Origin of the sequence: Noviherbaspirillum phoenicis, assembly GCF_047237965.1 — a bacterium.
Taxonomy (GTDB): Bacteria; Pseudomonadota; Gammaproteobacteria; order Burkholderiales; family Burkholderiaceae_D; genus Noviherbaspirillum_A.
Map to the genome: position 1 here is coordinate 2,393,006 of NZ_JBDFLX010000001.1, position 23,188 is coordinate 2,416,193.

22 protein-coding genes are annotated in these 23,188 nt (G+C 65.6%); 8 read left to right on the plus strand and 14 right to left on the minus strand.

The features are described 5' to 3' along the window. The first annotated feature begins 2 nt into the window (after window positions 1–2). A complete protein-coding gene (locus ABC383_RS10770) occupies window positions 3–1,235 on the plus strand; it encodes an osmoprotectant NAGGN system M42 family peptidase (protein ID WP_413013838.1) in 1,233 nt (410 codons plus the stop codon). A 23-nt stretch (window positions 1,236–1,258) separates the two neighbouring features. Here ABC383_RS10770 and ABC383_RS10775 read toward each other — a convergent pair whose 3' ends face one another. After that, window positions 1,259–3,958 carry a bifunctional acetate--CoA ligase family protein/GNAT family N-acetyltransferase gene (locus ABC383_RS10775; RefSeq protein WP_413013840.1) on the minus strand — a complete coding sequence of 900 codons (2,700 nt, stop codon included), beginning with the start codon at window positions 3,956–3,958 and terminating at the stop codon, window positions 1,259–1,261. Window positions 3,959–4,112: 154 nt separating this feature from the next. On the opposite strand from ABC383_RS10775, the gene ABC383_RS10780 reads away from it, so the two are divergent. Then, entirely contained in the window at window positions 4,113–4,952 is an 840-nt protein-coding gene (locus tag ABC383_RS10780) for a universal stress protein (protein WP_413013842.1), read from the plus strand. A gap of 61 nt (window positions 4,953–5,013) precedes the next feature. Here the strand turns inward: ABC383_RS10780 and ABC383_RS10785 are convergent, their stop codons facing one another. From ABC383_RS10785 to ABC383_RS10800, 4 genes are all read right to left on the minus strand, one after another. Next, entirely contained in the window at window positions 5,014–5,667 is a 654-nt protein-coding gene (locus tag ABC383_RS10785) for a hemerythrin domain-containing protein (protein ID WP_413013844.1), read from the minus strand. Window positions 5,668–5,677: 10 nt separating this feature from the next. Next, a complete protein-coding gene (locus ABC383_RS10790; protein WP_413013846.1) occupies window positions 5,678–6,109 on the minus strand; it encodes a universal stress protein in 432 nt (143 codons plus the stop codon). Continuing rightward, on the minus strand, window positions 6,051–7,202 hold the full coding sequence (locus tag ABC383_RS10795) for an NAD(P)H-dependent flavin oxidoreductase (protein ID WP_413016303.1): 1,152 nt from the start codon (window positions 7,200–7,202) through the stop codon (window positions 6,051–6,053). The genes ABC383_RS10790 and ABC383_RS10795 overlap by 59 nt, the downstream gene beginning before the upstream one ends. 215 nt (window positions 7,203–7,417) lie before the next feature. Then, the gene (locus ABC383_RS10800; protein ID WP_413016305.1) at window positions 7,418–8,332 is read right to left on the minus strand and encodes a LysR family transcriptional regulator; all 915 of its coding nucleotides are present in this window, start codon (window positions 8,330–8,332) and stop codon (window positions 7,418–7,420) included. Between the two features lie 150 nt (window positions 8,333–8,482). Here ABC383_RS10800 and ABC383_RS10805 point away from each other — a divergent pair, with 150 nt between their 5' ends. The 3 genes from ABC383_RS10805 to ABC383_RS10815 all read left to right on the plus strand — a co-directional run bounded on the left by ABC383_RS10805 (window position 8,483) and on the right by ABC383_RS10815 (window position 11,416). Further along, entirely contained in the window at window positions 8,483–9,649 is a 1,167-nt protein-coding gene (locus tag ABC383_RS10805) for a mandelate racemase/muconate lactonizing enzyme family protein (protein WP_413013848.1), read from the plus strand. Between the two features lie 160 nt (window positions 9,650–9,809). Beyond that, window positions 9,810–10,100 carry a hypothetical protein gene (locus ABC383_RS10810; protein WP_413013850.1) on the plus strand — a complete coding sequence of 97 codons (291 nt, stop codon included), beginning with the start codon at window positions 9,810–9,812 and terminating at the stop codon, window positions 10,098–10,100. A 113-nt stretch (window positions 10,101–10,213) separates the two neighbouring features. Further along, complete coding sequence (locus ABC383_RS10815; protein WP_413013852.1) at window positions 10,214–11,416, plus strand: dienelactone hydrolase family protein; 1,203 nt, start codon at window positions 10,214–10,216, stop codon at window positions 11,414–11,416. Between the two features lie 3 nt (window positions 11,417–11,419). Here ABC383_RS10815 and ABC383_RS10820 read toward each other — a convergent pair whose 3' ends face one another. Continuing rightward, the gene (locus ABC383_RS10820) at window positions 11,420–12,019 is read right to left on the minus strand and encodes a DUF938 domain-containing protein (protein WP_413013854.1); all 600 of its coding nucleotides are present in this window, start codon (window positions 12,017–12,019) and stop codon (window positions 11,420–11,422) included. Window positions 12,020–12,217: 198 nt separating this feature from the next. On the opposite strand from ABC383_RS10820, the gene ABC383_RS10825 reads away from it, so the two are divergent. Continuing rightward, window positions 12,218–12,430: a hypothetical protein gene (locus ABC383_RS10825; RefSeq protein ID WP_413013856.1), complete on the plus strand. Its 213-nt coding sequence runs from the start codon at window positions 12,218–12,220 to the stop codon at window positions 12,428–12,430. Between the two features lie 49 nt (window positions 12,431–12,479). Here ABC383_RS10825 and ABC383_RS10830 read toward each other — a convergent pair whose 3' ends face one another. From ABC383_RS10830 to ABC383_RS10840, 3 genes are all read right to left on the minus strand, one after another. Further along, window positions 12,480–13,724, minus strand: a complete 1,245-nt coding sequence (locus ABC383_RS10830) for a branched-chain amino acid ABC transporter substrate-binding protein (protein ID WP_413013858.1) — start codon at window positions 13,722–13,724, stop codon at window positions 12,480–12,482. Between the two features lie 106 nt (window positions 13,725–13,830). Further along, window positions 13,831–14,751, minus strand: coding sequence for a class I SAM-dependent methyltransferase (locus tag ABC383_RS10835; RefSeq protein WP_413013859.1), 921 nt, complete (start codon window positions 14,749–14,751; stop codon window positions 13,831–13,833). Continuing rightward, on the minus strand, window positions 14,748–15,083 hold the full coding sequence (locus tag ABC383_RS10840) for a hypothetical protein (protein ID WP_413013861.1): 336 nt from the start codon (window positions 15,081–15,083) through the stop codon (window positions 14,748–14,750). The genes ABC383_RS10835 and ABC383_RS10840 overlap by 4 nt, the downstream gene beginning before the upstream one ends. A 353-nt stretch (window positions 15,084–15,436) precedes the next feature. Between ABC383_RS10840 and ABC383_RS10845 the strand changes: the two genes are divergently transcribed. Beyond that, window positions 15,437–16,237, plus strand: coding sequence for a CsgG/HfaB family protein (locus ABC383_RS10845; RefSeq protein WP_413013862.1), 801 nt, complete (start codon window positions 15,437–15,439; stop codon window positions 16,235–16,237). 84 nt (window positions 16,238–16,321) lie between these two features. On the opposite strand, the gene ABC383_RS10850 is transcribed toward ABC383_RS10845, so the two are convergent. Continuing rightward, window positions 16,322–16,633 carry a hypothetical protein gene (locus tag ABC383_RS10850; RefSeq protein ID WP_413013864.1) on the minus strand — a complete coding sequence of 104 codons (312 nt, stop codon included), beginning with the start codon at window positions 16,631–16,633 and terminating at the stop codon, window positions 16,322–16,324. Between the two features lie 227 nt (window positions 16,634–16,860). On the opposite strand from ABC383_RS10850, the gene ABC383_RS10855 reads away from it, so the two are divergent. Next, window positions 16,861–17,559, plus strand: a complete 699-nt coding sequence (locus tag ABC383_RS10855) for a response regulator transcription factor (RefSeq protein WP_413013866.1) — start codon at window positions 16,861–16,863, stop codon at window positions 17,557–17,559. A 33-nt stretch (window positions 17,560–17,592) separates the two neighbouring features. Here ABC383_RS10855 and ABC383_RS10860 read toward each other — a convergent pair whose 3' ends face one another. The 4 genes from ABC383_RS10860 to ABC383_RS10875 all read right to left on the minus strand — a co-directional run bounded on the left by ABC383_RS10860 (window position 17,593) and on the right by ABC383_RS10875 (window position 23,172). Then, window positions 17,593–17,922: an Hpt domain-containing protein gene (locus tag ABC383_RS10860; protein WP_413013868.1), complete on the minus strand. Its 330-nt coding sequence runs from the start codon at window positions 17,920–17,922 to the stop codon at window positions 17,593–17,595. Window positions 17,923–18,112: 190 nt separating this feature from the next. Continuing rightward, window positions 18,113–21,160, minus strand: a complete 3,048-nt coding sequence (locus ABC383_RS10865) for a hybrid sensor histidine kinase/response regulator (RefSeq protein WP_413013870.1) — start codon at window positions 21,158–21,160, stop codon at window positions 18,113–18,115. 15 nt (window positions 21,161–21,175) lie between these two features. Then, window positions 21,176–21,985 carry a phosphate/phosphite/phosphonate ABC transporter substrate-binding protein gene (locus ABC383_RS10870; protein WP_413013872.1) on the minus strand — a complete coding sequence of 270 codons (810 nt, stop codon included), beginning with the start codon at window positions 21,983–21,985 and terminating at the stop codon, window positions 21,176–21,178. A gap of 125 nt (window positions 21,986–22,110) precedes the next feature. Further along, window positions 22,111–23,172, minus strand: coding sequence for an HD domain-containing phosphohydrolase (locus tag ABC383_RS10875; RefSeq protein WP_413013873.1), 1,062 nt, complete (start codon window positions 23,170–23,172; stop codon window positions 22,111–22,113). Window positions 23,173–23,188: the final 16 nt, after the last annotated feature.

Consider the following 23,188-nt stretch of genomic DNA (forward strand, 5'->3'; position numbering starts at 1 on the left):
CCATGCAGAAACTCCCGATTGATGCCGACTACCTCAAGACCACGCTGCTCGAACTGCTGGCCATCCCCAGCCCGACCGGGCTGACCGATGAAATCGTCCACTACACCGGCGCCAAGCTCGAAGCGCTCGGCGTGGCCTATGAACTGACCCGGCGCGGCACGATCCGCGCCATCCTGCGCCGCAACCTGCCGGAACGGCGGCGCACCAACCCGGCCTGCGCCATCGTCGCCCATCTCGACACGCTGGGCGCGATGGTGCGCGAGATCAAGCCCAGCGGCCGGCTGTCGCTGATGCCGGTGGGCACCTGGTCAAGCCGCTGGGCCGAAGGCGGCCGCGTCACGCTGTTTACCGATACCGGCCGCGAGCGCGGCTCGGTGCTGCCATTGATGGCCTCGGGCCATGTGTACAACGAGGCCATCGACAGCCAGCCGGTCAACTGGGACCAGCTCGAACTGCGCATCGACGCGCCGATCTCGTCGGCGGCGGACGCAAAGGCGCGCGGCATCCAGATCGGCGACTTCGTTGCCTTCGACGCCGCGCCGGAAGTGCTGGAAAACGGCTACATCGTCTCGCGCCACCTCGACGACAAGGCCGGCGTGGCCGCGGTGCTGGCCGCGTTGAAGGCCGTGGTCGACAGCAAGGCCACGGTGCCGATGAACTGCCACCTGGTGTTTACGCTGACCGAGGAGGTCGGCTCGGGCGCACGCGCCGTGATCGAGAGCGACGTCAGCGAAGTCATCGGCGTGGACATCGGCCCGGTGGCCACCGGCCAGGGCGCGCATGAACTGGGCGTCACCATCCCGCTGATGGACTCGGCCGGGCCGCACGACTACCACCTGACGCGGCGCCTGCTGCGGCTGTGCGAGGATCACGACATCCCGAGCCACCGCGATGTATTCCGCTTCTACCATTCCGACGCCAGCGCGGCGGTGAATGCGGGCCACGACGTGCGCACGGCCCTGCTGTGCTTCGGCGCCGACGCCTCGCACGGCTATGAGCGCACCCATCTGTCGGGCCTGGTCAACCTGGCCGAACTGCTGGCGCTGTATATCCAGAGCGGCCCCACCATCGCCAGCGACCGCGAGCGCTGGGTCGATTCGGTGGAAGGCTTTTCCCATCAGCTCGATGCCGACCAGCTGGCGCGCGCCGACACGCCGTTGCCGGATGCGAACGAACTGGTGCGGCCGGGCGAGACGGCCGCGGCGGACGAGGAAAAGGGCGACGCCAAGGCCTGATCAGGCGGTCGCGGCAACGCCCCTCATGCCGGCTGCTGCGCCGTTTGCTGCAGCGGCAGCCGCAGCACTGCCACGCCCTCGCCCACCGCCGGATGCACATCGAAGCCCAGCTTCCTGACCATGTCCAGCAGCGGCCGGTTGTCCAGCAGCGCCTCGCCGACGATTTCCCGGGTGCCGCGGCTCCTGCAATAGGCGATCAGCTTGTGCATCAGCATCATGCCCAGCCCGCGGCCCTTCATGTCGGAGCGCACGATGATGGCGAACTCGGCCTTGATGTTGTCGGGGTCGGCAATGGCGCGCGCCACGCCCAGGGTTTCCTGGCTGCCATCGGCACGCCGGCGCACGGCAACAAAGGCCATCTCGCGGTCATAGTCGATCTGGGTCAGGCGTGCCAGTTGCGACGGCCGCAGCTCGCGCATGCGGGAGAAGATGCGAAAGCGCACATCCTCGGGGTCGAGCGCATTGAAGAAGTGCAGGTGTTCCTCGCCGTCCTCGGGCCGGATCGGCCGCAGCAACAGGGTTTCATCCTGCCATGGCACCGTTTCCTCCAGTTCGTTCGGATAGGGCCGGATCGCCAGCCTGGCCCGGCCATCGCCGACCGGGCGCGGCGCCAGCTTGACGCGGGCATCCAGCGCGATCACGCCGTTGGCATCGGCCAATAGCGGATTGATGTCGAGCTCGACGATCTCCGGGATGTCGGTCACCAGATGCGACAGCTTGACCAGCGTCAGGCAGATGGCGTCGATGTCGGCCGGCGCCTGGTTGCGGTAGCCGCGCAGCAGCCTGGCAACCCGCGTGCGCGCCACCATCGCCTGCGCCAGCGGCATGTTCAATGGCGGCAGCTCCATGGCATGGTCGGCGGTGACTTCCACGGCAATGCCGCCCTGGCCGAACAGCAGCACCGGGCCAAAGACGGGATCGGTGGCAACGCCGACGATCAGCTCGTGCGCGCGCGGCCGGCGCGCCATGGCCTGCACTGTGAAGCCCGACAGCGTGGCCTCGGGCAGAAGGTCGCGCAGGCGCCGCTGCATCGCGGTGGCCGCGGCCAGCACCGCCGGCGCGTCCTCCAGGTCCAGCACCACGCCGCCGACGTCGGACTTGTGGCTGATCTGCGGCGACAGGATCTTCAGCGCCACCGGGAAGCCGATCTCGCTGGCCGCCGCCGCCGCTTCCTCGGCGCTGGCGGCGGTGCGGGTGGCCACCACCGGAATGCCGTAGGCCGCCAGCAGCCGATGCGATTCGGGTTCGCTCAGCATGCTGCGGCAACCGGCGAGCACCTCGCGCACCAGTTCGCGGGCGGCGGCACGGTCGGCACCGAAGTCCTGCGGCAGCGAGGGCGGCACCTGCATCAGCAGTTCCTGGTTGCGCCGGTACTGCACGATCTGCATGAAGCCGCGCACCGCTTCCTCGGGCGTGTCATAGGTGGGGATGCCCTGGTCGGCAAACACCTGGCGCGCCGCCGCCAGTCCGTCGCCGCCCAGCCAGCAGGCCAGCACGTTGCGCGCGCTCTTGGCCAGCAGCGGCGCGACTGCCTCGGCCACGTCCATGCTGGGCACGATGGCAGTCGGCGCATGGATGAACAGCAGCGCGTCCGAGCCCGGATCGGCCAGCAGGAGTTCGGCCGCCTGCCGGTAGCGTTCGGCCGGCGCATCGCCGATGATGTCGACCGGATTGCCATGCGACCAGGTCAGCGGCAGCACGGCGTCCAGCGCTTGCAGGGTTTGCGGCGCCAGCGTGGCGAGCTTGCCGCCGTCGGCGATCAGGGCGTCGGTCGCCATCACGCCCGGGCCACCGCCATTGGTGAGGATGCAAAGCCGTTCGCCCACCAGCGGCCGCGCCCGTCCCAGCGTTTCCACCGCCGAGAACAGGTCTTCGGTGGAATCGACCCGCAGCATGCCGGCGCGGCGTATCGCGGCGTCGTACACATCGTCCGCGCCGGCCATGGCGCCGGTGTGCGAGGCCGCCGCGCGCGCGCCTTCGGCGGCGCGGCCGGCCTTGATCACCAGCACCGGCTTGCTGCGCGCCGCCGCCCGCGCCGCCGACATGAATTTGCGGGCATCGCGGATGTCCTCTATATAGAGCAGGATGGCGCGGGTGGCGCTGTCGCCGGCCAGATAGTCGAGCAGGTCGCCGAAGTCGATGTCGGCGGCTTCGCCCAGCGATACGAAGCGCGAGAAGCCGATGCCGCGGCTGCCGGCCCAGTCCAGCACGCCCGTCACCAGTGCGCCCGACTGCGACACGAACGCCAGCTTGCCCGGGCGCGCGCCCATGTGCGCGAAGCTGGCGTTGAGGCCGATGCCGGGCACCAGCATGCCCACGCAATTGGGGCCGAGGATGCGCAAGAGCGAGGTGCGCGCCGCGTCCAGCATGCGCTGCTTCAGGCTCACGCCATGCCGGTCCACGGCGCTGCCCAGGCCAGCGGTCAGCACGATGGCGGCGCGGGTGCCGCGCGCGCCCAGTTGCGCGATCAGGTCCGGCACCGTGTGCGGCGGCGTGCAGATCACGGCCAGGTCGGGCGCCGCCGGCAGCGCGGCCACGTCGCGGTAGACCGGCTGGCCGGCAAGTTCGTCGTACTTGGGATTGACCGCGTACAGCGCGCCGCGGAAGCCGCCGGCCAGCAGATTGGCCAGCACGGTGGCGCCCACGCTGTGCGGCCGCGCCGACGCGCCGATCACCGCGACCGACTTCGGCTCGAACAGGTATTGCAGGTTGCGTGTGCTCATGAAGCGCTCCACAAGAGGGGTATCGGAACATTTTGACCTGGGTCAAACGGCGCAGAAACATGGCGCGGCAAGGCATTGGAACAGTGGACTGCCGAGTAAGAGAATCTTAGGCTAGACATGCAAACCTTTCCAAAATTCCAGCAAGGAGATTGTGATGAGCTACAAGACCATTGTGGTGCATGTCGACCGGTCCAGGCATGCGCCGCAGCGTATCCGCATCGCCGCCGAGCTTGCCCTGCGCGACAATGCGCACCTGACCGGCGTGGCCATGACCGGCATCTCGCGCTATCTGCTGGAGGGCGACGTGGTCAATCAGCATGAACCGGTCCTGGTCACCCATCTCGACTATCTTCGCAAGGAAGCCGAACAGGCGCTGACGCAGTACGAGGAGACCGTGCGCCGCATGGGCGTGCTGTCCTGGGAAAAACGCCTGGTCGACGACGAGCCCGCCGGCGGCCTCAGCCTGGAAGCGCGCTATGCCGACCTGGTGGTGATGAGCCAGACCGACACCAGCGAATCGCTGCCGGGCATCATGAGCGACTTTCCCGAGTATGTGGTGATGAACGCCGGCCGGCCGGTGCTGCTGGTGCCTTACGCCGGCGAATTCACGCAGCTTGGCCGCAAGGTGCTGCTGGCCTGGGACGGCAGCATGGAAGCCAGCCGCGCCATCAACGGCGCCATGCCGATGCTGCGTCAGGCGCAGGAGGTGAAGGTGGTGGTGTTCAATGCCGAGCGCCAGGTCAATGTGCATGGCGAGCAGCCGGGCGCCGACCTGGCGCTCTACCTGGCGCGCCACGGCGTGAAGGTGGATGTGCTGCAGGAAACCACCGAGCAGGACAGCGGCAATGCGCTGTTGTCGCTGGCGGCCGATGTGAATGCCGACCTGCTGGTGATGGGCTGCTATGCGCATTCGCGGTTCCGCGAAGTGCTGCTGGGCGGCGCCACCCGCACGGTGCTGGAATCGATGACGCTGCCGGTGCTGATGTCCCACTGACACGGCACGCAGAGCGCCGCGTCCGCAACGGCGGCGCGGCGCTTTGCGTTTCATGCATCCATCACAGCGCCGGCCCCAGTCCCCATGGGGCTGGCGTGATGCTGACGATGGTGGTGTAGAGCCGTTCGAAGTCCTGTTTCAGGTCCAGGCCGGCCAGCGGATCGCGGTTGCCGGCGAATGCCTCGTCAGCTTCCTGCCATTCCTGCTCGGTCAGATGCTCGCGCAGCGCCGGAAAGATCACCTCCTCTTCCAGCCGCATGTGTCGGGAATAAAAGTCGGCATAGCGCTTTACCTGCTGCACGAAATACGCCAACTCCACCGGCCCGCCGAATTCATGCCGGGCCAGCGCATGCGCCAGCCTGCGCACCATCGCCTCGCCCTGCGCATGCTGCACTTCCAGTTCCACCAGCATCGCGTCATGCAGATGGGTATGGTCGCGCAGCGGCGCGAACAGGAAGCGGTCTTCCTTGGGATGATGCAGGCGCCCGGGGTATTCGCTGATATACAGCAGCATGGCGCGCAGCACCTTCAGGTCCGGCCGCAGGCCCTCTTCCTCCATGGCCCGCGCCAGGTGACGCATGCCATGCACCACGGCTGCGAGCCGCTCATGCTCTTCGCGAACGATGCGCAGCGCCAGCGGCTGCCTGCCCGCCGGCGCCGAAGGGGCGGCAGGTCCATGCCGGCCGGTACGCTCGGCACTGTCAGTCGATGCCATGCCGCTCTCCTTATCGGTAGACCATGACGGGGATGGTCGTGTGGGCCAGCACGCGCTGCGTCTCGCTGCCCAGCAGCAGGCGGTCAAGGCCGCGCCGGCCATGCGACGCCATCCAGATGCAGTCGCAGCCGCGCTCCTCGGCCAGCGCAACGATTTCCCGCCACGGGTCGGGTGCATAGCGCACCACCAGTTCACAGCGCACATGCTCGCGCGCCGCGGCTGCCGCGATCGGCTCCATCAATGCCTGCGCCTCCGCCCGCGCCGCTGCCTCGAAGGCATTGAGGTCGACCATGGCGCCGGCCTCGGGCAGCAGCGGATACATCACCGCGACCGACAGCACGACCAGTTCCGCCCCGGACTCCCGGGCGAAGGCAAGCGCCGCGTCAGCCGCTTTGGCCGACAACGGCGAGCCGTCGCTGGCCAGCAGTATCTTCGAAAACATCATCGTCCTCCCCGACCGGCTTCTCGCCGGTCAACAGATAGTGGACCAACTGGCGCACCGGCCTGATGGCCGCGCCGAACGGCAGGCTTTCCGATCCACGGAAGAACAGCCCGCGCTGCACATCGCCTTTCAATGCATAGGCCAGCCGCGTATCGATGCAGAACTGGCCCGCCTTCGGGTTGCCGTCGCGCAGCCCGCACTGGTGCAGGCAGTCGAAGGCGGCGATGCAGTCGCGTGCATGGGCGCGGCGCTGCAGCTTTTCCTCCTTCATCAGATAGCCTTCCAGCCAGGGGGTTTTGACCGCGCGCGCCGGCAGCCCGGCCGCGCTCATGAAGGTGACGATATCTTCCGGCTTCGCCTCGGCCAGCACGCGCTTGAATTCCGGATGGGCATCGCCCTCCTCGCTGACGGCAAAGGGGGTGCCGAGCTGCACGCCGTTGGCGCCCATCGCGATCAGCGCGCGCACCTGCTCATGGCTGTGGATGCCGCCGGCGACGATCAGCGGGATGCGCTCCGATTCCAGGCCCAGCTCGCGCAGCAGCGCCAGGGTGCCTTCCAGCACCGTGGGGAAGGCGAACTGCGGCGCGTCGATGTCGGCGATGCGCGGCGCGCCGAGGTGGCCGGCCGCAAAGCGCGGGTTCTCGATCACGATCGCATCCGGCAGGCGCTGGCGGCGCATCCATTTCTTCAGCAGGAGCGCAATGCCGCGCGCATCCGACAGGATGGGAATCAGCGCAACATCGGGAAAGTCGCTGGCCAGTTCCGGCAGGTCCAGCGGCAGGCCGGCGCCCACCACGATGGCCTCGGCGCCGCTCTCGCAGGCCTGGCGCACATAGGAAGCGTACTCGGCCACGGCCCGCATCACGTTCACCGCGATCATGCCGCGTCCGCCGGCCAGCGCCAGCGCCGCGCGGATCTCGCGGTCCAGCGCCACCAGGTTGGCGGCATCGATCGCCGCCTTGTCGCGCGAACGGCCGGTCTGCGCCATCAGGTCGGCATGATGGCGGCGCAGATCGACGCTGGAGATCGTGCCCAGCCCGCCCAGCCCGGCCACCGTTCCCGCCAGGCGATGCGCGGAAATACCCACGCCCATGCCGCCCTGCACCACGGGCAGCAAGGTCTTGTTTCGAATGACGAGGGAAGGCAGATCGGTGGGCAGCACGGCGGGATTCCTGGAACAGTGAAGACCGGCCGACTGTAGCAAACGGTCCCGTTTGGAAAATTGACATGGGTCAAAATTGCCCGGACGGCGCGGCCTGCCGCAAGCGCGTCGATCCTGCGTCGATACCCTGTCTCAACGCCTGGCATTCAGGCCGCGCCTTCGCCCTCTCCTTCGTTGAAATGCGCGATCAGGAAGTCGATGAACACCCGCACCTTGGCCGGCAGCTGGCGCCGGCTCGGATAGAACACGTACAGGTCCGCCGGCGCCGGCGCATGGTCCGGCAGCACCACGCGCAGCCGTCCCGAAGCCAGGTATTTCGCCAGGTCCCATTCCGAGCGCAGCAGGATGCCGTGCCCGTCGAGCGCCCAGCCCAGCACCACGTCGCCATCGTTGCTCGACAGCGCGCCGCGCACCTTCACCAGCTGCTCGCGCCGGCCGCGGCCGAGGCGCCAGAGGTTGCCGGGGTCGTTGTTCTGGCGATGCAGGATGCAGCTGTGCCGCGCCAGGTCGTCGGGCGTCTGGGGCACGCCGGCGCGCTTCAGGTAGCCGGGCGACGCGCACAGGAAGCGCTTGTTGGCAAGGATGCGGCGGGCCGACAACCGGGTGTCGGGCAGCGCGCCGAAGCGGATGCCGAGGTCGAACGCCTCCTCCACCAGGTCGATCGGGCGGTCGGTCAGCTGCAGCTGCAATTCGATGTCGGGATAGCTGCGGGCAAACGCCGATACCAGCGGCGCGATGGTGGTGCGGCCGAAGCCGAGCGTGGCATTGACGCGCAGCAGGCCGCGCGGCTCGGCCCGGTGGCTGCTGACGGCATCTTCCATCTCGCGGATGTCGGCCAGGATGCGCTGCGCCTCTCCGAGATAAAGTTCGCCCTCGCTGGTCAGGCTGATGCGGCGGGTGGTGCGGTTGAGCAGCCGCACGCCGAGCCGCTGCTCCATCTGCGCCAGCCGCTTGGTCGCGGCCGGCGGCGTGATGTCGAGTTCGCGCGCGGCCGCCGACAGGCTGCCCTTTCTGGCCAGCGTGGCAAAGAAGGCCATTTCCGAGATGGCGTCGGTTTTCATCATGGAAGCGAATCATAAACCCTTGCCCTGCAAGCCGCGAAGCGGATGCGTCATTCACCCAGGGTAAAGAATGGAATGAACGATGGTAAATAATCGAAACCCCGCGGCGGGCTATGCTGTGGCCACTTTCCAACCCTGCCGGAACCCATCATGAGAATCGTAGAAATCCGCGAGAAAACCCTGCCGATCAGCTCCCCCATCCGCAACGCCTATATCGACTTTTCCAAGATGACGCTGTCGCTGGTGGCGGTGATCACCGATGTCATCCGCGACGGCAAGCCGGTGGTCGGCTATGGCTTCAACTCCAACGGCCGCTACGGCCAGGGCATGCTGATGCGGGAGCGCTTCATCCCGCGCATCATGGAAGCCGACCCGGCCTCGCTGGTCAACGACGAGGGCGACAACCTCGATCCGCACAAGATCTGGAACTGCATGTACACCAATGAAAAGCCGGGCGGCCATGGCGAGCGCTCGGTGGCGATCGGCACCATGGACATGGCGATCTGGGACGCGGTCGCCAAGATCGCCGGCAAGCCGCTGTTCCAGCTGCTGGCCGAGCGCTACGGCGACGGCAAGCCCAACCGTGAAGTATTCGTCTATGCCGCCGGCGGCTACTACTATCCGGGCAAGGGCCTGGAAGCGCTGCAGAATGAAATGCGCAGCTATATCGAGCGCGGCTACAGCGTGGTGAAGATGAAGATCGGCGGCGACAGCCTGGCCGAGGACCAGCGCCGCATCGAGGCGGTGCTGTCGGTGCTGGAGGACGGCCAGCGGCTGTGCGTCGACGCCAACGGGCGTTTCGACATGGACACCGCCATCGCCTATGCCAAGGCGCTGGGCCAGTACAACCTGTTCTGGTACGAGGAAGCCGGCGACCCGCTGGACTATGAACTGCAGTCCATCCTGCGCAGCTACTACAAGAATCCGATGGCCACCGGCGAGAACCTGTTCTCGATGCAGGATGCGCGCAACCTGATCCGCTACGGAGGCATGCGCGCCGACCGCGACTGGCTGCAGTTCGACTGCGCGCTGTCCTACGGTCTGGTCGAGTATCTGCGTACGCTGGACATGCTGCGCGAGCACGGCTGGTCGCCCAGCCGCTGCATTCCGCACGGCGGCCACCAGATGTCGCTCAACATCGCGGCCGGCCTGGGCCTGGGCGGCAATGAATCCTACCCGGACCTGTTCCAGCCCTTCGGCGGCTTCCCGGACGGCGTCGAGGTGAAGGACAGCCGCATCGTGATGCCTGAGCTGCCCGGCATCGGTTTCGAAGGCAAGTCCAACCTGATCAGCGTGATGCGGGAACTGAGCGCCTGACGCGACGGCGACGATCCGTAGAGATGCAAGCCCGGCCCGCCCATGCGCCGCCGGGCTGTTTTTTGCCCTCAAAACAACAAGTAGCCGAAAACCGAACACCAAAATTGATACCTGGAAATAATTTATGGCAAGATAAAGCCAGTTGCCACCAGGAATCATCATGACCAACCTCCTCTTCCGCCTGGAACGACGCGCCCGTTTTCTGATGGGTGGCGTTGCCTGTCTCACCCTGCTCGCGCTGGTGCTGTTCAACAGCCACCTGATCGAGTCCCAACCTTCCTATGACGCCTACGGCTGGTACACCGTCGATTCCCTAAGCCGGAGCATGGTGCTTGCGCGCCGCATGGATAGCGAATCCGCCTGTCGGGAATCGGCGCTGGCCCTTGCCGTGAGCTGCATGCAGGGCAAGTCGCTGAATGCCCAACTGGCCGCCTCGTCGCAAACCCATTAATAAAATTGCATCAGAGAATTTTTTTTCCTGAAATTGTCATTGCGGTATTGAGTTGCAGAAACTTGATTTTTAGAATGGGTTCCTGCTTTCGGTAACCGTTCAGGAGCGCTGCAATGCTTGCCCGCCTCGTCCGTTTCGCATTTTCCGCATGCCTTGCCGTGGGTGCGCTCATGCCTGCCCATGCGACCGCGCTTGACGCCCGGCTGAACGAACAGGTGGTCATGGTGCCGACGGCCAATGGCGCCACACTGGAAACCACGATCTTCCGACCGCCTGGCCAAGGCCCCTTTCCCCTGCTGGTGATGAACCATGGCAAGCAGCCGGGCGACCCGCGCCTGCAGCCGCGCGACCGTTTCTATTACATGAGCCGGGAATTCGTGCGGCGCGGCTATGCGGTGATGGTGCCGATGCGCACCGGCTTTTCCCGCTCCGGCGGCGACTACATGGATTACGGCTGCAACATGACCGGCAACGGCTATCTGCAGGCGATGGACCTGCGCGCCACGATTGCCTATGCCCGCAGCCAGAGCTGGGTGGACGGCGAACGCATCCTGGTGGCGGGCCAGTCCTACGGTGGCCTGGCAACGCTGGCCGCCGGCGCCGGCGCCCTGCCCGGCGTGCGCGGCCTGCTGAACTTTGCCGGCGGCCTGCGCGCCGACGGTGGCGAGTGCCAGTGGAAGACGGCGCTGATCGAGGCCTTTGCCGCCTACGGCAGCCGCAGCACCCTGCCCAGCCTGTGGTTCTATGGCGCCAACGACAGCTACTTCAATCATGAGCTGGCCGGCCGGCTGCATCAGGCCTATGTCGCCGCCGGCGGCCAGGCGCAGCTGGTTGCCTACGACGCCTTCAAGCACGACGCCCATGGCATGGTCGGCAGCCGCGACGGTTTCGCGGTGTGGTGGCCGCAGGCGCGCGGCTTCCTGCAGCGCCTGGGCATGCCGACCGAGGAAGTCGTGGCGATCGCCGAAGATGCGCCGATTCCGCGCAGCTACTTCGCCGCCGTGGGCGACATCGATTCCGTGCCCTTCCTGCGCGAGCGCGGCCGTGAAGCCTATCGGGCCTTCCTGGCCAAGTCGACGCCGCGCGCCTTCGCCGTCTCGGCCAGCGGCGCATGGAGCTGGGCCGAGGAAGGCGAGGATCCGGCCGGCCGGGTGCTCAAGGCTTGCCAGGCCAACAGCCAGCAGCCGTGCCGGCTGTATGCGGTGGATGATTACGTGGTCTGGAACAAAGATGCGGCCGTGCCGGCCAATCTGGCTGGCGGCGAGCGGCAGGAAACAGTGGATCCGGGGCTGACCGCGTCGCTGCGCGGCCGTTGAGGTTCAGCCCGCGCGTCGCCAGGCCAGCAACTCATTGTTGGCCGGCAGAGCGAGGTCGGCCACCGGCGTCAGTCCCTGTGCATGCGCCAGCGCGTCGATGTCTTCCCGGTTGCGCAGCCCCATGTGCGGCGCCTGCGCCCGCAGGCTGGCGTCGAACTGGGCATTGCTGGGCGTGGTGAACTGGCCGTCGCGCCTGAACGGGCCGTAGATGCACAGCATGCCGCCCGGCGCCAGCACCCGGCCGATGCCGCGGAACATCGACTGCACTTCCGGCCACGCCATGATGTGGCAGGTGTTGGCGGTGTAGACGGCGTCGAACGGGCCGGCTGGCCAGTCATTTGACCCGGCGTCGAGCAGCAGCGGCGGCAGCACATTGGGCAAGGCCGCGCCGTCCAGCCAGGCCCGGATGGACGCATGGTTGGCGGCAAGGTCGCTGGTCTGCCACAGCAGGTGCGGCATGGCGGCGCCGAAATGCACCGCATGCTGGCCGGTGCCGCTGCCGATTTCCAGCACGGTATGGCAGCCGCGCAGCAGATCGCGCAATGCAGCAAGAATCGGCTCGCGATTGCGGGCGCTGGCGGCGGAAAATGGCTTGCTGATCATCGGCATAAGGGCGTTGGGAGGCAGTTGATGAAATGTTTGTCATCCAATGCGATGCAACATACGCGGGTGGTTCCTACATGAATTGCCGGCATTTTCCTACGTGCGGCGCGGGCCATCGATGCTTTAATTGTTGCGCCTGTACATGCATTTCGCATATTGCCGTGAGGCGGCAGATCACCGACCAAGCCGAGGACGCCCATGAACAGCACTGACGAAGCCATCCTGACCTTTGCCGAAGCCTTTTCCCGGCTTGGCGACCGCAAGTACCGCGACCTGTACGTCGAGGCGCTTGCTTCCATCGTGCGCATGGCTAAGGCGGAGGAACGCTATGCGGCCCAGACCGGCCAGGAAGCGGACGAGTCGCCGTGCTGGCCGGCGGCGTCGGCCGAGGGCGTCCCGCTGCTGCACTGAGCCGCCGCACCGGGACGCCGCACGAAGGCCGCGCCGCTTCAGGCCGGGCTTACGCTCCCGGGCGCTTCATCTGGCAGGAGCTGGGCTGCGCCGCCACATAGGTGTCGATCTTCTGGTCGGTGCGCCAGCCGTAGCCGGTGTTTTCCTGGTCGTACTTGACGTCCTTGCCATTGGTCTTCACCCAGGTCGCCACCACCAGCGGCTGCTGCACCTGGTGGTCGGTCTTGCGCATCTCCACTTCGCCGTTCAGGCTCTTGACCTTCATGCCCTCCATTGCAACGGCTACCTTCACCGGGTCGGTCGACTTGCTGTCCTTGATTGCCTTGGACAGCATGGACACCACGGTGTAGGTATCCATCACATAGAAGTCATCGTTGAACTTCTGCTTGAAGGCGTCGGCAATGTCGGCGCCCATGAAGCCGTCGTTGTTGACGTTCCAGTAGGCGATCTGCTTGACCCGGTCGGCGCCGGCGGCGCCCATCGCGGTCGGCACACCGCTGGTGGCGGCGTAGTAGGTGTAGAAGTTGGCCTTCAGGTCGGCATCCTTGGCCGCCTTGATCAGCAGCGCCAGGTCCGCGCCCCAGTTGCCGGTCACTACCGTGTCGGCGCCGGACGCCTTGATCTTGGCGATGTAGGGCGAAAAGTCCTTCACCTGCGCGATCGGATGCAGGTCGTCGCCGACGATCTGGATGTCCGGGCGCTTGCGCTTCAGGTAATCCTTGGCGGCGCGGGTAACCTGGTGGCCGAAGGAGTAATTCTGGCCGATGATGTAGACCTTCTTGATGCTCTGGTCCTTGGCCATATAGCTGGTCAGGCCTTCCATCTTCATGTCGGAATTGGCGTCGAAGCGGAAGTGCCAGAAGCTGCACTTGCTGTTGGTCAGGTCGGGGTCGATCGCCGAATAGTTCAGGAACACGACTTCCTTCCCCGGGTTGCGCTCATTGTGCTTGTTGACCGCATCCACCAGCGCCAGCGCCACCGCCGAGCCATTGCCCTGCGCGATATAGCGGTAACCCTGGTCGATCGCGCTCTTCAACTGCGACAGCGACTCCTGCGGGCTCAGCTTGTTGTCGAAGGCGGTGAACTGCAGCGTATGCTCGCCGGCCCATTTTTCCTTGTTGGCCTTGTCGGAAATGAGCTGGAAGCTGTTCAGGATATTGCTGGAAATCGGCGACATCGGGCCGGAGAAGGCATCGATGACGGCAACCTTGACGGTGTCGGCGCTGGCTGTCTGGACGGTAAAGGCAGCGGCGACGGAAAGCGCGCACGCAAGCGGGCGGGTGGGAAATGCCATTGTTCTTGTCTCCTGAGATGAAGCGTGATGCGGCTGCATACGCTCTTATAATCGTGCGCCGGGCAAGCCCGGCGCGCATTCATCTTCTCCGTCCCGATAACGAAAGTCAAGAAGCCGCGGGCTCGGCGCTTTTCGGTTCGGCCGCTTCGGTAAAGAAACGCTCGCCCAGCTCTTCCAGGCCCAGCGACTGCAGCACCGCCTGCAGCCGCTCCGACGGTCGGCGGCGCGGCAGGTTCTGGTAGCTGGCCACGATCAGTTCATTCTTCATCGAATGCTCCCAGCCCACCAGCTCGGTCACGGTGACCTGGTAGCCATGCGCTTCCAGCTGCAGGCAGCGCAGCACATTGGTGAGCTGGCTGCCGAATTCCCGGGTATGCACCGGGTGGCGCCAGATCTCGGTCAGCGCATCGCGCGACAGGGAGCGCGCCTTGTTCTTCTTCAGCACCGAGGCCACCTCGGCCTGGCAGCATGGCACCAGCACGATGAAGCGGGCCTTCTTCTTCAACGCGAAATGGATCGCGTCGTCGGTGGCGGTATTGCAGGCATGCAGCGCAGTCACCACGTCGATCCGTTCCGGCAGCCGCTCGGAAGTGATCGACTCGGCCACCGACAGGTTCAGGAAGGACATGCCGGCAAAGCCCAGGCGCGCCGCCAGCTCCTCCGACTTCTGCACCAGTTCGTCGCGGGTTTCGATGCCGTAGATGTGCGAGCCCGGCGCCTGGTCCTTGAAGAACAGGTCGTACAGGATGAAGCCGAGGTAGGACTTGCCGGCGCCATGGTCCACCAGCCGGATCTCGGGCTGGTCCGCCAGCACCTGCCGCAGCAGCGGCTCGATGAACTGCACCAGGTGGTAGACCTGCTTGAGCTTGCGCCGGCTGTCCTGGTTGAGCTTGCCGTCGCGGGTGAGGATGTGCAGCTCCTTGAGCAGCTCCAGCGACTGGCCGGGACGGATCTCGGCGGCCAGCGGATGCGGCTGGTCCTGCCGTTCCGGCGCTGGCGGCGCGCCGGCTTTTCGATGTTTCTTCACGCGTGCAGGTTCCAGTGGTCGGGCCCGCCTTCGCCATGGTGCTCCTCGAACTGCAGCAGCAGGTCGAAGCGCACATGGTCCGGCAGGCTGGGGTATTTCTCGCCGCTGAAGATGGCCTGGTATTCGGCCGCGGCGGCGCGGATGTCGGCCGGCACCGGGTAGTCGTCGAGATAGTCTTCCAGCCAGGCATCGCTCAGCTCATTCTTCAACTGCTCGCGCTGCTCGTCCGACAGCGACGCCAGGTCGCCGTCGCCGGTGTCGATGTGGCGCATCAGGGCGTCCAGTTGTGCGGCCGATGTTGGCGGATCGAAAGTGTGCTTGTGCTTGGTCATAGGCTATGGGCTCCGCGGTTTCCTGTGGTGATCCAGGTGCGCCGGCAGCGCGGCAAGGGCGCCGGCCCCGAGGTCGCCATTCTACACAAGGGCCCTGCATCGCATGGTGATGCGGCGCACAGGCGGGTTCTTTCAACGCACCGCGGGGCCGCGACCTGAACCAGACCAGGCCGCCGCCACATAAGGCCGCCCTTTCGCTTGTCATTCACCGCAGCAAGCCAGTCGGAAGCGCCGATGCGGCCATGTCGCACCGATCCCGGCACCGAGACTGCCTGTCCGAAGGCAGGTGCCACGCCATCCCGCCCGCATCGGCGCCAGCCCGCTTGCAGGCACCATCCATCCAGGGAAATTCCATGAAATGCACGATCCTCACCGCCATGCTGGGCATGGCCGTCCTGTCCGGCTGCGAATCGATGCCGGTCAACATGGGCGCACCGGGCGCCAAGACCGCCGCCACCGGCTCGGCCGGCGGCGCCAACGCGCAGAGCGCCAACAGCCAGCTGGAACGCTGCGACAAGTCGCTGGGCACCATCGCCTTCGTCGAGGACGCCAGCCAGCCGTGGATAGCGCAGCTGACGCAGCAGTACAACATCCAGTCCACGGTGCCGCTCTTGCGCCTGATGGCGCAGCAGTCCAACTGCTTCGTGGTGGTCGAGCGCGGCCGCGCCTTCAGCAACATGAACATGGAGCGCGACCTGGCCGCCAGCGGCGAACTGCGTTCCACCAGCAAGATGCAGAAGGGGCAGATGGTGGCCGCGGACTATACCGCCACGCCCAGCATCAGCTTCAGCGCGCGCGGCACCGGCGGCATCGGCGCGGCAATCGGCGGCTATCTGGGGCCGATCGGCGCGCTGGCCGGCTCGGTGCGCTCCAACGAAGCGTCCACCATGCTGCTGCTGACGGACAACCGGTCCGGCGTGCAGCTGGCCGCCTCCGAGGGCAGCGCCAAGAACTGGGATCTGGGCATTGCCGGCGGCCTGTTCGGCGGCGGCGCGTGGGGCGGCGCCGGCGGCTTTACCAATACGCCGCAGGGCAAGGTGCTTGCCGCCGCGTTCATGGATTCCTATAACGGCCTGGTCAGGGCGGTGCGCAATTACAAGGCGCAGGAAGTCGAGGGCGGACTGGGCAATGGCGGCACGCTGAAAGTCAACTGACCGGGCAGCCGCTGGATATCCTGCCGCCTTCAGCCCACGGCGGCAGGAACAGTTCTCACGTTGCGAACCAGGTCTCAGGATACGTCAGATCGTGCCATGGGCGGTCGACAGAAAGCCCTTGGCCTGCGCGATGAGCAACATCAGCATCACGTCGCCCATCGGGTTTTGCGCGTTGCTGGTCTTCGGATGCAGGTTGGCATCGGCTGCCTGGCGCAGCCTCTGGGCCATCGTTGCGGCACCGCCTTTACTTGGCCCGTACAGACCCAGCCCGTCTGCGGAAGTCGGCTGGCTTGCGGCCGAAGAGGACAGACTGACGATGCTGGAAGTCGCCGCCTGGCCGCTGCTGGCTGCACTGCCGGCACGGCCTGTTCCGCCGCCCGCCATCAGGCCCTGCATTGCGCTGCCACTTCCGCTGCTTGCTCCGGCACTCACGCCACCGATCATCGCCACCACTCCCAGGACAGTCAAGGAAAGCAGCGTATGCGTTACAGAATCTATCGCAATTGCCGCCAATCAACGATAAAATTATGACTTCCTGTTCAGTCAGCAAACTGACCATTACGCGCTTTTGCTGACATCCGGCCAAGCTGGCGGCGTCTGCATTTCCAACCATGAGGTAAGTTGTGATCCGCATTATCGTGGTCGAAGACAACGTGCTGTTTCGTGAACTGCTCGTAGCCAATCTGACGAAGGCAGGACACCAGGCAACCGGCGTGGGCAATAGTGCCGGGCTCTATCGCGAACTGCTGCAGGCCAGCGCCGATATCGTGGTGCTGGATGTCGAGCTGCCTGACCAGAACGGCTTCGACGTTGCCCGGGAACTGCGCGCGATGCGCAGCACGAAACGCATCGGCATCATCATGGTGACCGCGCATGACAGCCCGGATGAACGGGTTGACGGCATCAGCAGCGGCGCCGACATCTACCTGACCAAGCCGGTGCATCCCCAGGAACTCGACGCCTATGTGCAGCGCCTGCACCGCCGGCTGCATGACGGCGAGGAAGCGTCCAGCACACGGCGCTGGCATTACAGGAGGCAGGCCGGCCAGTTGCTGGCGCCATCCGGCACGGCGCTGGAGCTGACGCATACCGAAGCGGCCTTCGTCGACATCCTCGCCTGCCACGTGGGAAAGCCGGTCGAGCGGCGCGACATCATTGGACTGGCGCTGAAGAAAAACCCGCTTGAATATGACGCGCGCCGCCTTGAGGCGATGGTCAGCCGGCTGCGCAAGAAGATCCGTGCCGCCTATCCGCTGTCACAGCCGATCAAGGTTGCCCATGCGGTCGGCTATATCTTCACGGAAGACATTACGGTGCAATGATGGCGGGCGCGCCTTTCACCTGACCAAACCAGTTCACGCGCCGGGGCCGGATGCCGCTTTCAGCGCGCTCCGTATTTCCGCAAGCAGGCCATCGAGCGCCAGCGCCGCCTGGTCCACCCGGGCAGCCATTTCCACCACGTTTCCTTCGACGCCGGCCCGTTCAGCCTCATGCAGCCAATTGGCCAGTTCCACCGCTCCTACCACCAGACAGGATCCGCGCAAGCTGTGCGCCTGCCTGCGTACCGCCTCGGTGTCGTGCCGGCTGGCTGCAGCGCAAAGCGTGCTTTGGAGTTCCGGCACGGTGCGCAGGAACAGATCGCACATTTCCTGGTAGATCTGCCGGTCGTCATTCACGGCATGCATCAGTGCGGCTGGGCGGAAATGGCGTTGCTTTGATAAGTCCATGATGGGTATGGAGATGGGCGATGGGCTACTGCGGATCGGACATGGAGGATGCATGGCGCTGGCGAAAACCAGCCGGTCCGGCCAGTCTGGTTGGATGCGGGAACGACATTTCCAGGACGCAGGCTCATGCTGAAGAGAACGACATGGTTCAGGCAGCGCCCGGTTCGATGCTCCACCGGTAGCCTTCCAGTGCCGACATCAGTTCGGCGGTGGCGGCAAGCAGTTCCCGCTCCATCGTTTCCAGCCCGGACCGCGCCTGCTCGGCGCCCTGTTCCAGCGCCAGTGCCGCCTCCTGCACCCGCTGTGCGGAGAACACGCCGACCATGCCATGCAGCGCATGCGCGCCACGCCGCACAGCTTCGGCGTCACCCTCTACGATACCGGCGCGAATCGTGCTCAACTGGGCTGGCGTATCCCGCAGCAGCAATGCCTTCATTTCCTCGAACAGCGGCTGGCTGTGGTCGACATTGCTGCGCAGGCGCCCGACGTCGAGAACGCCCATGCAAGCCACTGGCGGCATGGCGTTGCGACGATCGCCAACCGCTTCCAGTTCGCGCCACAGTGCCGGCAGGTTGATCGGCTTGGTCAGGTAACTGTCCATGCCGTGCGCCAGGCAGGCTTCACGGGTGCCCTGCATTGCATGCGCTGTCATCGCGATGATGGGAATGCGGTCCGGGCCGGCTGCTTCCTCGCGGCGGATGCAGCGGGTCGCTTCGGCGCCGTCCATCTGCGGCATGTCCATGTCCATCAGAATGGCGTCGAAGCCGCCACGTCGCCACTGCTCTACCGCTTCCAGGCCATTGGCGGCAATGGTCACACGATGTCCCTGTTTTTCCAGCAGGCGACGGGCCAGCGCCTGGTTGACCGGATTGTCTTCCGCCACCAGCAAGGCCAGCGGATGCCGGCTGGGCTGCGCGGTAGCGGGCGCAGCCCGCCTGGCCGGCGCCGGCCGCATGCCGTCGAGCGCCTGCATCAGGGCCGTCAGCAGTGAGCGGCGCATGACCGGCTTGATCAGGTGGCTGCTGGCGCCGGCTTGCCGGCACCGCCTGGCATTGTCACGCCGGTTTGCGCCGGCCACCAGCATCACCGTTGCGCCGGCCAGGCCGGGCCTTGCCGCGATCGTGGAAGCCAGCGCAAAGCCATCCATGCCGGGCATGTCCGTGTCCAGCAGCACACAGGGATACGGCGTGCCGGCCGCGGCGGCCCGCTCCAGTTCCATCAGCGCTTCGATCCCGTTTGCCGCCATGGCAAGCACCATGCCAAAGTCATGCAGCAAGGCGGCGGCCAGCTGGCGCGCGCCGGCATGGTCGTCCACTAGCAGCACGGGCAATCCGGCCAGCCGCGACTGCGATGGCAGCAGCGGCGTCGTATGCGCAACAACCGGCAACCAGAGCGTGAAATGGAAGTGGCTGCCCTGGCCTGGCACACTGTCGAGTTCCAGCCGGCCGCCCATCAGCCTGACCAGTTGCGCCGAAATCGACAGCCCCAGACCGGTGCCGCCATACTGGCGCGTAGTCGAGGTATCGGCCTGCGAGAACGCGTCGAAGATCGCGTCGCGCTTTTCGTCGGGAATGCCGATGCCGGTGTCGCGCACGCTGATGCGCAGCGCTGCCAGCGTATCGCCCGGATCATTGATCCGCTCGATGGCCACTTCCACCTCGCCGGCATGGGTGAACTTGATGGCATTGCCCAGCAGGTTGAGCACCACCTGGCGCAACCGGCCAGGATCGGCGATGACCCGGTCCGGCACGTTCGGCCCTATCCGCAGCAGCAATTCAAGCCGCTTGGCGTGCGCATGGATGGCTTGCTCGCCGACCAGGTCCTGCATCACTTTCTCGGGCGAACACTCGATGGTCTCGATGTCCACCCGGCCTGCTTCCAGCTTGGAAAAGTCCAGGATGTCGTTGATGATCTGCAGCAGCGCGTCGGCCGAGCCCTTCACCATGCCGAGGTACTCGGCCTGCTCGGCGCTCAGCTCGGTGTCCAGCGCCAGTTCGGTCATGCCGATGATGCCGTTCATCGGAGTCCGTATTTCATGGCTCATGTTGGCCAGGAAGTTGCTCTTGATCCGGTTGGCCTGCTCGGCCGCTTCCTTGGCGCGCAGGATCGCGCTTTCGGCTTCCTTCTGGCTGGTCAGGTCGGTGCGGATGGCGATGTACTGCCGTGGCCTGCCCTGCTCGTCGAGCAGAGGCACGATGGTGGCGCTGACCCAGTACAGCGCGCCGCTGCGCTTGCGATTGCAGATTTCGCCGCGCCAGACCTGGCCGGCCGTGATGGTGTTCCACATGTTTTTGAAGAACGCCGGCGGCATCAGGCCCGAGCCGACGATGCGGTGATTGCGGCCGATCAGTTCTTCCAGGCTGTATTCACTGATCTCGCAGAACAGCGCATTGGCGTAAGTGATATTGCCATCGGCATCGGCGATGCTGACGATGGCATGCTGGTCCAGCGCGAATTTCTGCTCATCCAGGGCGCGCAGCATCGCCTGGCGCTCCTGCACCAGCAATGCGGTTTCATTGAACATGTCGACCACCCGCCTGATCTCGGTGGGCTCATTGCTGGCATCGAAGGTTTCCACGGCAAGGGTGCCGCGGCCCAGTGCCTGCAGCAGGCTGCGCAAGCGGTCCAGACCGCCCAGCCAGTGCGACAGCAGCAGCCGGATGCCCAGCAGGCCGCCGACCAGGCTCAGCACGGCCACGAGCAGCGCGGACTTGGCCATCGCCCAGAAGCTGGCGGCCACCAGGTCGGTATCGAAGCGCAGCCTGAGCAGGCCGTAGTCGAGGCCGCCCACCGACACAGTGCGGTTGACGTCGTAGAGCGCGCTTTCTACCGCCTGTGCGAGCCAGTCGGGCATGCCGGCATGGACAGCCTTGGACTCGACTTCGACCCGTCCACCCTGCAGATCGATGAAGGAAGCCGAGCGGAACAGCGAACCCTGCACGGCGCGCTCCAGCGTGCGGCGCACCGTATCGTAGTCGCCGATGACAGCGCTGTCCTGCACCGCTTGCGCCACCACTTCGATCAGCATCACCGAGGCAGTCTGGGTGTTCTCGATTTCGCTCTCGTACTGAAACTTCAGCGACACGGCAAGGCCGCCAGCCACGAACAGCAGCAGGCTCATGCCGTACAGCAGAAACACGCGATTGACCAGCGACGATGGCAGCAGCCGCGCCAATCTTGCCAGACGTCTTCTCATCGCCGCCCCCTGCCTCTAGCGCAAGCCCGGCGGCGCATTCTGGTAAAAGCTCCGGTAAGCGCCATATTCACTGCCGTCGGAGGCGACGAACGCGGTGTCCGGCGGCAGCTTCACCAGCTCGGCCGCACTGGCCAGCAGCTTGCGGCCCTCGGGGTCCCTGGCCATGTCGAGGAAGGCGCGTTCGACGGCGCGCAGATCCGCCGGCGGCACATTCTTCGACACCATCAGCGCCAGGTCATGCAGCGGCTGCGACTGCCACAGCACGCGCAGCGCCTTGCCTTCGCGCCGGGTCCATCCCTCGGTCAGCTGGGAGTTGGCGCCCACCGCCTGCGCCCTGCCGCTGGAGAGCTGGGCAAAGGCGCCATCCATGTTTCCACTGAAGACCACCTGCACCGGCACTGACCGGTGAATCAGCTCGGCATAGGAAAACTTGTACGCCACCAGCGCTTCGGGGCCGGGGAAGGCGACGGTCTGGCCTGACAGCTGTTCCAGCGTGCGCGCCGGCGAATCGGCCAGCACCACGATCTGGCTGTGGATCGGCGGCGTGTTGCGCCGTCCGAATGTCTTCCAGCCCAGCCTGTCGCGCTCGGGGCTGAACAGATGATTGGTAAAAACGAAATCGACTTCATGCGCCAGCACATAGGCTGTGGTGTCGGCGGACGTGCGGCCCAGCTTGAGCTGCAGGCGCACCCCGGCGCGCTCGGACACATAGCGGATCAGCGGATTCCAGTAGCGCGCCGTCAGCTCGATGCCGTACTGATTGACCGGCGAAAAATAATAGGTCCGCGGTTCCTGTGCCAGCGCCGGGAGGGCCAGCAGCGTCATTAATGCCAGGACACAGGTCCGGACCAGACGCCGGCCCGGTTGAAGAAGAAACCGGATCGTCTTGCCCTGCACGGCGGTCCGCGCTGCGCGACAGGCCGGGACAATGGCATGCATGGCCGGTGGCATCATGCGGCCCTCCCATTGCGCAGCGGATCCTGCTGGTCGTCGCTGAACTGCTGCTGGATATCCAGGACTTCGTCCCATCCCTCCAGAAAGGCCTGGACGCATACTGGATCGAAATGGCTGCCGCTTCCTTTCACCAGATAATCGGCGGCAGCGCCGGGCGACCAGGCTTCCTTGTAAGGTCGGCGGGAAGTCAATGCATCATAGACATCGGCCACTGCGGCGATGCGGCCCACCAGCGGAATCTGCTCGCCCGCCAGGCCTCGCGGGTAGCCCGTGCCGTCGTACTTTTCATGATGGGTGTAGGCAATCTGCGCCGCCATGTCCAGCAGGGGAGACCTGGTCCGGCTCAGGATCGCATGGCCGATGGCTGCGTGCTGTTGCATGATCAGGAATTCATATGGCTCCAGCCTGGCTGGCTTGAGCAGGATGGCGTCAGGCACGCCGACCTTTCCCACGTCATGCATCGGCGCCGCGTCGAGCAGCAACGCCTGCTGATCCTGAGGCAAACCGAGATTGCGGGCGATATGCCGGCAATAGTGGGCCATGCGCTGGATATGCGCTCCGGTTTCCGGGTCGCGGTAACGGGTCGCGCGGGACAGGCAGAGCAGCGCCGTGCGTTGATAATTGACCACTTCCGTGGCAGTCTGTTCGACCACGCCCGCCAGCGCCTCTGCCCTGGACGACAGGGTTTTGTAGTGCGCATGCGCCGCCAGCAGATTGGAGGCACGCGCGACGAATTCCACATTGTCCAACGGCTTGGTCAGGAAGTCGCTGCTACCCAGATGCAACACGCGGTAACGCAGTTCCGCAACAGAGCTGGAAGTAATCATCAGCACCGGCACGTCGGGATGACACAGGCGCACCGCTTCGAGAAGCGCGGTGCCATTCATTTGCGGCATGTCGTAGTCAGCGACGATCAGGTCGGGTTCGTTCTTCATGCACCACTGCATCGCTTCCAGCGGGTCGCTGAAACACAATGGTTCGCAATCGGGCAACTTGCTCACAAGATGCCGCAACAGCGTCAGCACCAATGGCATATCGTCAACGATTACGACTTTCATTATTTCTCCAGCAAAG

What these genes read in the sequence shown, in the direction of transcription:
- ABC383_RS10770 (WP_413013838.1), top strand. Translation starts at nt 3, where the DNA reads ATGCAGAAACTCCCGATTGATGCCGACTACCTCAAGACCACGCTGCTC.
- ABC383_RS10775 (WP_413013840.1), bottom strand. Translation starts at nt 3,958, where the DNA reads ATGAGCACACGCAACCTGCAATACCTGTTCGAGCCGAAGTCGGTCGCG.
- ABC383_RS10780 (WP_413013842.1), top strand. Translation starts at nt 4,113, where the DNA reads ATGAGCTACAAGACCATTGTGGTGCATGTCGACCGGTCCAGGCATGCG.
- ABC383_RS10785 (WP_413013844.1), bottom strand. Translation starts at nt 5,667, where the DNA reads ATGGCATCGACTGACAGTGCCGAGCGTACCGGCCGGCATGGACCTGCC.
- ABC383_RS10790 (WP_413013846.1), bottom strand. Translation starts at nt 6,109, where the DNA reads ATGTTTTCGAAGATACTGCTGGCCAGCGACGGCTCGCCGTTGTCGGCC.
- ABC383_RS10795 (WP_413016303.1), bottom strand. Translation starts at nt 7,202, where the DNA reads ATGGGCGTGGGTATTTCCGCGCATCGCCTGGCGGGAACGGTGGCCGGG.
- ABC383_RS10800 (WP_413016305.1), bottom strand. Translation starts at nt 8,332, where the DNA reads ATGAAAACCGACGCCATCTCGGAAATGGCCTTCTTTGCCACGCTGGCC.
- ABC383_RS10805 (WP_413013848.1), top strand. Translation starts at nt 8,483, where the DNA reads ATGAGAATCGTAGAAATCCGCGAGAAAACCCTGCCGATCAGCTCCCCC.
- ABC383_RS10810 (WP_413013850.1), top strand. Translation starts at nt 9,810, where the DNA reads ATGACCAACCTCCTCTTCCGCCTGGAACGACGCGCCCGTTTTCTGATG.
- ABC383_RS10815 (WP_413013852.1), top strand. Translation starts at nt 10,214, where the DNA reads ATGCTTGCCCGCCTCGTCCGTTTCGCATTTTCCGCATGCCTTGCCGTG.
- ABC383_RS10820 (WP_413013854.1), bottom strand. Translation starts at nt 12,019, where the DNA reads ATGATCAGCAAGCCATTTTCCGCCGCCAGCGCCCGCAATCGCGAGCCG.
- ABC383_RS10825 (WP_413013856.1), top strand. Translation starts at nt 12,218, where the DNA reads ATGAACAGCACTGACGAAGCCATCCTGACCTTTGCCGAAGCCTTTTCC.
- ABC383_RS10830 (WP_413013858.1), bottom strand. Translation starts at nt 13,724, where the DNA reads ATGGCATTTCCCACCCGCCCGCTTGCGTGCGCGCTTTCCGTCGCCGCT.
- ABC383_RS10840 (WP_413013861.1), bottom strand. Translation starts at nt 15,083, where the DNA reads ATGACCAAGCACAAGCACACTTTCGATCCGCCAACATCGGCCGCACAA.
- ABC383_RS10845 (WP_413013862.1), top strand. Translation starts at nt 15,437, where the DNA reads ATGAAATGCACGATCCTCACCGCCATGCTGGGCATGGCCGTCCTGTCC.
- ABC383_RS10850 (WP_413013864.1), bottom strand. Translation starts at nt 16,633, where the DNA reads ATGCAGGGCCTGATGGCGGGCGGCGGAACAGGCCGTGCCGGCAGTGCA.
- ABC383_RS10860 (WP_413013868.1), bottom strand. Translation starts at nt 17,922, where the DNA reads ATGCATGCCGTGAATGACGACCGGCAGATCTACCAGGAAATGTGCGAT.
- ABC383_RS10865 (WP_413013870.1), bottom strand. Translation starts at nt 21,160, where the DNA reads ATGAGAAGACGTCTGGCAAGATTGGCGCGGCTGCTGCCATCGTCGCTG.
- ABC383_RS10870 (WP_413013872.1), bottom strand. Translation starts at nt 21,985, where the DNA reads ATGACGCTGCTGGCCCTCCCGGCGCTGGCACAGGAACCGCGGACCTAT.
- ABC383_RS10875 (WP_413013873.1), bottom strand. Translation starts at nt 23,172, where the DNA reads ATGAAAGTCGTAATCGTTGACGATATGCCATTGGTGCTGACGCTGTTG.